The organism is Roseovarius litorisediminis, from assembly GCF_900172295.1.
GTDB lineage: Bacteria > Pseudomonadota > Alphaproteobacteria > Rhodobacterales > Rhodobacteraceae > Roseovarius > Roseovarius litorisediminis.
Genome location: NZ_FWFL01000026.1, coordinates 1 through 5,513, shown reverse-complemented (window position 1 = coordinate 5,513; position 5,513 = coordinate 1). Strand labels below are relative to the sequence as shown.

Genomic DNA, 5,513 nt, shown 5'->3' with positions numbered 1-5,513 from the left:
TAGCCTCGGTACGGTCAGGCATCCACGGCGCTTTAAAATAGTTGTTATAGATATTCAAATAACCCTGAAACAAATGCTTAGGGATTTTATTGGTATCAGGGTTAATCGTGCCAAGAAAAGCGGCATGGTCAATATAACCAGTAGTGTTAACAGTCGGGAGAGGAGTGGCATTAACACCATCCTTCATGAACTTAATCCACTGTTCACCATAAACGTGACGATGAGGGACATAAAAAGTAAAAATGTCTACAGTAGAGTCAATAGCAAGGCCACGACGCAATGGAGAAAGACGGAGAGCGCCAACGGCGTCCATCTCGAAGGAGTCGCCAGCGATAACCGGAGTAGTTGAAATGGTAATAAGACGACCAATCTGACCAGCAAGGAAGCCAAGATGGGAAAGGTCATGCGGCATACGCTCGGCGCCAGTTTGAATATTAGACATAATTTATCCTCAAGTAAGGGGCCGAAGCCCCTGCAATTAAAATTGTTGACCACCTACATACCAAAGACGAGCGCCTTTACGCTTGCCTTTAGTACCTCGCAACGGCTGCGGACGACCAGGGCGAGCGCCAGAACGTTTTTTACCTTTAGACATTACATCACTCCTTCTGCACGTAATTTTTGACGCACGTTTTCTTCTGCGTCAGTAAGAACGTCAGTGTTTCCTGCGCGTACACGCAAGGTAAACGCGAACAATTCAGCGGCTTTAACCGGACGCTCGACGCCATTAATAATGTTTTCCGTAAATTCAGCGCCTTCCATGATGAGACAGGCCGTTTGAATGTTGACGGGATGAACATAATAAGCAATGACGGCAGCAATAAACTCAACAGGAGCAGGAAAGCGAGGGTATCCTACAAAGTCCAGCGTACCATAAACGCAAGCCTCAACGCAGCGACGAGCACGAGAGCGGTCAGTAGCAATCCAAACTTTGTTACTCGTCAGAAAATCGAAATCATCTTCGGTTAAATCCAAAACGGCAGAAGCCTGAATGAGCTTAATAGAGGCCAAAGCGGTCTGGAAACGTACGGATTGTTCAGTAACTTGACTCATGATTTCTTACCTATTAGTGGTTGAACAGCATCGGACTCAGATAGTAATCCACGCTCTTTTAAAATGTCAACAAGAGAATCTCTACCATGAACAAAATGTGACTCATATCTAAACCAGTCCTTGACGAACGTGCCAAGCATATTAAGCCACTTCTCCTCATCCAACGCGTCAGTTTTTGACAGAATCGTTAGTTGATGGCGAAAGGTCGCAAAGTAAGAGCTTCTCGAGCTGCGCAAGGATAGGTCGAATTTTCTCATTTTCCGCCAGCAGTCCACTTCGATTTAATTCGTAAACAAGCAGTAGTAATTCCTGCTTTATCAAGATAATTTTTCGACTCATCAGAAATATCCGAAAGTGTTAACTTCTGCGTCATGGAAGCGATAAAACTCTGCAGGTTGGATACGCCAATCATTTTTATCGAAGCGCGCATAAATTTGAGCAGATTTGTCGTCACAGGTTGCGCCGCCAAAACGTCGGCTACAGTAACTTTTCCCAGCCTCAATCTCATCTCTCTTTTTGCGTTCTGCTTCAATATCTGGTTGAACGGCGTCGCGTCGTAACCCAGCTTGGTAAGTTGGATTAAGCACTCCGTGGACAGATTTGTCATTGTGAGCATTTTCATCCCGAAGTTGCGGCTCATTCTGATTCTGAACAGCTTCTTGGGAAGTAGCGACAGCTTGGTTTTTAGTGAGTTGTTCCATTCTTTAGCTCCTAGACCTTTAGCAGCAAGGTCCATATCTGACTTTTTGTTAACGTATTTAGCCACATAGAAACCAACAGCCATATAACTGGTAGCTTTAAGCGGCTCACCTTTAGCATCAACAGGCCACAACCAACCAGAACGTGAAAAAGCGTCCTGCGTGTAGCGAACTGCGATGGGCATACTGTAACCATAAGGCCACGTATTTTGCAAGCTATTTAACTGGCGGCGATTGCGTACCCGACGACCAAAATTAGGGTCAACGCTACCTGTAGGAAGTGTCCGCATAAAGTGCACCGCATGGAAATGAAGACGGCCATTAGCTGTACCATACTCAGGCACACAAAAATACTGATAGCAGTCGGCGTGTGAATCATTAGCCTTGCGACCCTCGGCAGCAAGAACCATACGACCAATATCACGAAAATAGTCACGCAAAGCATTGGGATTATCATAAAACGCCTCTAATCGGTCGTCAGCCAACGTGAGAGTGTCAAAAACGATAAACCAACCATCAGCATGAGCCTGTCGCATTGCATTCATCAAACGCTGAATAGCAAAGCCTCTACGCGATTTCATAGTGGAGGCCTCCAGCAATCTTGAACACTCATCCTTAATACCTTTCTTTTTGGGGTAATTATACTCATCGCGAATATCCTTAAGAGGGCGTTCAGCAGCCAGCTTGCGGCAAAACTGCGTAACCGTCTTCTCGTTCTCTAAAAACCATTTTTCGTCCCCTTCGGGGCGGTGGTCTATAGTGTTATTAATATCAAGTTGGGGGAGCACATTGTAGCATTGTGCCAATTCATCCATTAACTTCTCAGTAACAGATACAAACTCATCACGAACGTCAGAAGCAGCCTTATGGCCGTCAACATACATATCACCATTATCGAACTCAACGCCCTGCATACGAAAAGACAGAATCTCTTCCAAGAGCTTGATGCGGTTATCCATCTGCTTATGGAAGCCAAGCATTGGGGATTGAGAAAGAGTAGAAATGCCACAAGCCTCAATAGCAGGTTTAAGAGCCTCGATACGCTCAAAGTCAAAATAATCAGCGTGACATTCAGAAGGGTAATAAGAACGAACCATAAAAAAGCCTCCAAGATTTGGAGGCATGAAAACATACAATTGGGAGGGTGTCAATCCTGACGGTTATTTCCTAGACAAATTAGAGCCAATACCATCAGCTTTACCGTCTTTCCAGAAATTGTTCCAAGTATCGGCAACAGCTTTATCAATACCATGAAAAATATCAACCACACCAGAAGCAGCATCAGTGACGACATTAGAAATATCCTTTGCAGTAGCGCCAATATGAGAAGAGCCATACCGCTGATTCTGCGTTTGCTGATGAACTAAGTCAACCTCAGCACTAACCTTGCGAGTCATTTCTTTGATTTGGTCATTGGTAAAATACTGACCAGCCGTTTGAGCTTGAGTAAGCATTTGGCGCATAATCTCGGAAACCTGCTGTTGCTTGGAAAGATTGGTGTTTTCCATAATAGACGCAACGCGAGCAGTAGACTCCTTCTGTTGATAAGCAAGCATCTCATTTTGTGCATATACCTGGTCTTTCGTATTCTGGCGTGAAGTCGCCGACTGAATGCCAGCAATCTCTTTTTGAGTCTCATTTTGCATCTCGGCAATCTCTTTCTGATTGTCCAGTTGCATTTTAGTAAGCTCTTTTTGATTCTCAAATCCGGCGTCAACCATACCAGCAGAGGAAGCATCAGCACCAGCACGCTCCCAAGCATTAAGCTCAGGAAATGCAGCAGCAAGATAATCACGAGTATCCTTTCCTTTATCAGCGGCAGACTTGCCACCAAGTCCAACCAAATCAAGCAACTTATCAGAAACGGCAGAAGTGCCAGCCTGCAACGTACCTTCAAGAAGTCCTTTACCAGCTTTAGCCATAGCACCAGAAACAAAACTAGGGACGGCCTCATCAGGGTTAGGAACATTAGAGCCTTGAATGGCAGATTTAATACCAGCATCACCCATGCCTACAGTATTGTTATCGGTAGCAAGCACATCACCTTGAATGCCACCGGAGGCGGCTTTTTGACCGCCTCCAAACAATTTAGACATGGCGCCACCAGCAAGAGCAGAAGCAATACCGCCAGCAATAGCACCAAACATAAATCACCTCACTTAAGTGGCTGGAGACAAATAATCTCTTTAATAACCTGATTCAGCGAAACCAATCCGCGGCATTTAGTAGCGGTAAAGTTAGACCAAACCATGAAACCAACATAAACATTATTGCCCGGCGTACGGGGAAGGACGTCAATAGTCACACAGTCCTTGACGGTATAATAACCACCATCATGGCGACCATCCAAAGGATAAACATCATAGGCAGTCGGGAGGGTAGTCGGAACCGAAGAAGACTCAAAGCGAACCAAACAGGCAAAAAATTTAGGGTCGGCATCAAAAGCAATATCAGCACCAACAGAAACAACCTGATTAGCGGCGTTGACAGATGTATCCATCTGAATGCAATGAAGAAAACCACCATTACCAGCATTAACCGTCAAACTATCAAAATATAACGTTGACGATGTAGCTTTAGGTGTCTGTAAAACAGGTGCCGAAGAAGCTGGAGTAACAGAAGTGAGAACCAGCTTATCAGAAAAAAAGTTTGAATTATGGCGAGAAATAAAAGTCTGAAACATGATTAAACTCCTAAGCAGAAAACCTACCGCGCTTCGCTTGGTCAACCCCTCAGCGGCAAAAATTAAAATTTTTACCGCTTCGGCGTTATAACCTCACACTCAATCTTTTATCACGAAGTCATGATTGAATCGCGAGTGGTCGGCAGATTGCGATAAACGGTCACATTAAATTTAACCTGACTATTCCACTGCAACAACTGAACGGACTGGAAACACTGGTCATAATCATGGTGGCGAATAAGTACGCGTTCTTGCAAATCACCAGAAGGCGGTTCCTGAATGAATGGGAAGCCTTCAAGAAGGTGATAAGCAGGAGAAACATACGAAGGCGCATAACGATACCACTGACCCTCAGCAATCTTAAACTTCTTAGACGAATCACCAGAACGGAAAACATCCTTCATAGAAATTTCACGCGGCGGCAAGTTGCCATACAAAACAGGGTCGCCAGCAATATCGGTATAAGTCAAAGCACCTTTAGCGTTAAGGTACTGAATCTCTTTAGTCGCAGTAGGCGGAAAACGAACAAGCGCAAGAGTAAACATAGTGCCATGCTCAGGAACAAAGAAACGCGGCACAGAATGTTTATAGGTCTGTTGAACACGACCAGAAAACTGGCCTAACGACGTTTGGTCAGTTCCATCAACATCATAGCCAGATGCCCAGAGATTAGAGCGCATGACAAGTAAAGGACGGTTGTCAGCGTCATAAGAGGTTTTACCTCCAAATGAAGAAATAACATCATGGTAACGCTGCATGAAGTAATCACGTTCTTGGTCAGTATGCAAATTAGCATAAGCAGCTTGCAGACCCATAATGTCAATAGATGTGGTAGAAGTCGTCATTTGGCGAGAAAGCTCAGTCTCAGGAGGAAGCGGAGCAGTCCAAATGTTTTTGAGATGGCAGCAACGGAAACCATAACGAGCATCATCTTGATTAAGCTCATTAGGGTTAGCCTCGGTACGGTCAGGCATCCACGGCGCTTTAAAATAGTTGTTATAGATATTCAAATAACCCTGAAACAAATGCTTAGGGATTTTATTGGTATCAGGGTTAATCGTGCCAAGAAAAGCGGCATG

9 protein-coding genes are annotated in these 5,513 nt (G+C 44.6%); all 9 read right to left on the bottom strand.

All coding sequences use genetic code 11. From position 1 onward, the window contains the following. Positions 1-442, bottom strand: a 442-nt coding sequence (locus PEL8287_RS20620; RefSeq protein WP_268877845.1) for a major capsid protein, incomplete at its 3' end; no start/stop codon positions are given. A gap of 36 nt (positions 443-478) precedes the next feature. Then, the gene (locus PEL8287_RS20615) at positions 479-595 is read right to left on the bottom strand and encodes a phage DNA packaging protein J (RefSeq protein WP_000033471.1); all 117 of its coding nucleotides are present in this window, start codon (positions 593-595) and stop codon (positions 479-481) included. Then, on the bottom strand, positions 595-1,053 hold the full coding sequence (locus PEL8287_RS20610) for a scaffolding protein D (RefSeq protein WP_000084700.1): 459 nt from the start codon (positions 1,051-1,053) through the stop codon (positions 595-597). Before PEL8287_RS20610 ends, PEL8287_RS20615 begins: the two co-directional genes overlap by 1 nt. Further along, positions 1,050-1,289: a phage DNA packaging protein C gene (locus PEL8287_RS20605; protein WP_016670801.1), complete on the bottom strand. Its 240-nt coding sequence runs from the start codon at positions 1,287-1,289 to the stop codon at positions 1,050-1,052. Before PEL8287_RS20605 ends, PEL8287_RS20610 begins: the two co-directional genes overlap by 4 nt. Continuing rightward, positions 1,222-1,374, bottom strand: a complete 153-nt coding sequence (locus PEL8287_RS20600) for a hypothetical protein (protein ID WP_435988044.1) — start codon at positions 1,372-1,374, stop codon at positions 1,222-1,224. Before PEL8287_RS20600 ends, PEL8287_RS20605 begins: the two co-directional genes overlap by 68 nt. Beyond that, on the bottom strand, positions 1,307-2,848 hold the full coding sequence (locus PEL8287_RS20595) for a replication endonuclease (protein ID WP_000252566.1): 1,542 nt from the start codon (positions 2,846-2,848) through the stop codon (positions 1,307-1,309). Before PEL8287_RS20595 ends, PEL8287_RS20600 begins: the two co-directional genes overlap by 68 nt. A 63-nt stretch (positions 2,849-2,911) precedes the next feature. Next, entirely contained in the window at positions 2,912-3,898 is a 987-nt protein-coding gene (locus PEL8287_RS20590) for a Minor spike protein (RefSeq protein WP_000466547.1), read from the bottom strand. Between the two features lie 8 nt (positions 3,899-3,906). Beyond that, a complete protein-coding gene (locus tag PEL8287_RS20585) occupies positions 3,907-4,434 on the bottom strand; it encodes a hypothetical protein (protein ID WP_000487867.1) in 528 nt (175 codons plus the stop codon). A gap of 110 nt (positions 4,435-4,544) precedes the next feature. Next, positions 4,545-5,513: major capsid protein (locus PEL8287_RS20580; protein WP_001983380.1), on the bottom strand; the 969-nt coding region annotated here is incomplete at its 5' end.